This window comes from Arthrobacter sp. HMSC08H08 (genome assembly GCF_001807575.1).
In the GTDB taxonomy this organism is placed as follows: Bacteria; Actinomycetota; Actinomycetes; order Actinomycetales; family Micrococcaceae; genus Pseudoglutamicibacter; species Pseudoglutamicibacter albus.
In genome coordinates, this window is record NZ_KV789388.1 from 88766 (window position 1) to 91486 (window position 2721).

Here is a 2721-nt window from a genome sequence, read left to right on the forward strand (position 1 = left end):
AGGTTCCGGGGTTGGCTCCTCAGAAGGTTCTGGGGTTGGCTCCTCAGATGGCTCCGGGGTTGGCTCCTCAGAAGGTTCCGGGGTTGGCTCCTCAGATGGCTCTGGGGTTGGCTCCTCAGAAGGTTCCGGGGTTGGCTCATCAGATGGCTCTGGCTCCTCAGAAGGTTCTGGGGTTGGCTCATCAGATGGCTCTGGCTCCTCAGATGGCTCTGGCTCTGGCTCTTCAACCGTGGTTGGGTTTTCGAGCTTGATCTCCTTGGTCTTATCGCCCTCAACCGTTACGAGGATGTCGTCGCACAGTTCATCGCCGATGAAGAACTTCGGCTCACCGTAGATGACCTTCTTGCCGTCTTCGGTTTCGAAGTCAGCTGGCTTCTCTTCGGTCAGGCGGACCTTGGTGCCTGCAGGAACGTCCTCAGGCAGGGACACGGTCTCGCCGTTCTTGACGGTGAGGGTGCCGGTTTTCTCTTCGCCATCGAGTTCGTAGGAGTACTTGACGTTGTACTCGGTGTCTGCAGGAACGAGGTCAGCACCGTCGCCGGTTACCGCCTTGGTAACGGACAGGTTGCCGTTCTGGACCTTCTTCTCAGCCTTGTTGACCAAGGTCAGCTTGGCTGGCTCATTGGTTGCTGGGGTAACGCTGAACGAACCGTCTTCGTTCTTGGTTACGCCGTCACCGGTGATCTCGTAGTCGCCCCACTCGATACCGTCAACCTCTGGAAGGTTGACTTCGGTGATCTTGAACTCGGTGCCGATCTTGTAGCGCTTGGAGTTCACGCGGTTCTCTTCACCGGCTTCGAGTTCGAGGGTGTCCTCTTCACCTGCAGCGGTGTACTTCACGGTGTACTTGGTGCCTGCTGGAACCTGGTCTGCACCGTTACCTTCAACTGCCTTGGCGATGGAGAAGCGGGTGTATTCCTTACCGGAACCAGTACCGCCACCGATTGCGGTGTAGGTGAAAGTCGCCTCAGCGTCCTTGCCGTTGACCTTTGCGGTGTTCTTGAAAACGTCGCCTTCGAAGGCCTTGCCGTCCATCTTGGTCCAGTAAAGGATGCGGTACTGAACGCGCTTATCGGTTGGAACGTTCTTCACCGTGACAGTGAAGTTGGTGCTGCCTTCAGCAATGTTGGTCTCGAAGTCAGCTGGGTCAACAGGTGCCCAGTCTTCACCTTCAACGAAGGTGCCGTCCTCGGCAACGTTGCGGTATTCGACCTCAATATCGAAGTTGTTGGCCTTGTGACGCTCGAACTCGGTGTTATCAACGATCGCGTCAGTAACGGTCACAGTACCGTCTTCGGCGACGGTGTTAGGGAACTGGATACCCCAAGCGATCACGTCGGCACCATGCTTGGTGCGTGCGCTGTACTTGTATGGGTCATCAGCTGCGTGGCCTGGGCCTACAGGGCCGATGCCGCCGTCACCTGGGATTGGAACAGGGACGGTCTTGCCGTCGATGATGAAATCAGCGGTGTTGTTGTCGCTCTGCTCGTCGAGGGTTGCGAGGAACCACAGTTCGCCGCCTACGTCTTCCTTGCCGTTGACGAAGTCAGTCAGGGTGCAGGTGACAGTTGGCGCTGGCTCGTTCGTAACCTTACAGTTAGCAACGGTTTCGCCTGTTTCCTTATCTGGAACCGAAAACTCACCGTTACCGTAGTTAGAGAATTCCTTCGGCAGGGTCATGCCGAAGGTTTCGCCAGCCTGTGCTCCGTTTGGAACGTTCCACTTTGCCGTGACCTTTACTTCGTCATCGACACGTGCCTGGCCGCCATCTTTATCCTTGAACGTCACGTTGACGTCGGACATGGCGCCTGGGTAAGTGAAATCAGGTGCTGCCTGGGCTGGGGTGATTCCAACCAGGGATGCCGCACCCAGGAGCATCGCCAAAAGCAGGCCACCTAGCCTACTTTTCTTTGTTTTCATGCAATTTTCCTTCCTGAGGTGAACGCCTTCCTTAGACCGAGCTTTAGCGGTTTGCTCAACTGCTAAGAAAGACTGCATGAACTTCATGGACTAAGCGCAACAAGCGGCTCACGCGAGTGGTGGCTAGTCTTGTTACCGCTTACAACCTTACAGAATACAGGAAGTTTGATGATCATGCATGCGCCGAATCTATATGTGACTACCATCAAGTACCTGTTACGCCTTGATTGTTGATTTGTTTCGAGTACTTTTCGCCGATTTCGCGCCGAATATCTGGGGATCTGCATAGATCTCACAGAATTACTTCACAGGGCATATATTTCATAGCTTCAACTTCACCACCCCGTCACGTAGGTCGATACGAGGTGGTTGACGCCAGAACGACTGATGACGAAATACACCGATGTCAACGGCGTCGCATTTACCGACGCAGACGTGCAGCGCTGGGCGGACGAAGCCGAAGCCGGATTCCCTGACTCGACCCTGACTAAAGAAACTCCCGCTTGGATTCGCACTGACCCGATGGAAGTTCACAGCGTGCGCGTCCCAGCACAGCTTTGGAAGCTTGTTGAGACCGAGGCAAAACGACGCGGAATGTCAACAAGCGAGTACGCGAGAGAAGCATTGACCCGTAGTCTCAGCGCATGATGATTCGCCTGGCCACCCTTGTTCTTGCGGCCATCAAAGACGCTAAATCCGAGGCCCGCGAGCGACGCCAACGACTACCAGTTCTAGGACGCACAGCTAGATAAAACCTAGATAGAACACTGGCGGGGTCACAACAACAACTGTTGTGACCCC

Annotated in this window: 2 protein-coding genes; one reads left to right on the forward strand and one right to left on the reverse strand. The window is 55.1% G+C overall.

Annotation, left to right across the window (positions count from 1 at the left end; genetic code table 11):
- Window positions 1-1920, reverse strand: a 1920-nt coding sequence (locus tag HMPREF3175_RS10285) for a DUF5979 domain-containing protein (RefSeq protein ID WP_176745129.1), incomplete at its 3' end; no start/stop codon positions are given.
- A gap of 387 nt (window positions 1921-2307) precedes the next feature.
- Here HMPREF3175_RS10285 and HMPREF3175_RS04940 point away from each other — a divergent pair.
- Entirely contained in the window at window positions 2308-2568 is a 261-nt protein-coding gene (locus HMPREF3175_RS04940) for a ribbon-helix-helix protein, CopG family (protein ID WP_035757539.1), read from the forward strand.
- Window positions 2569-2721: the final 153 nt, after the last annotated feature.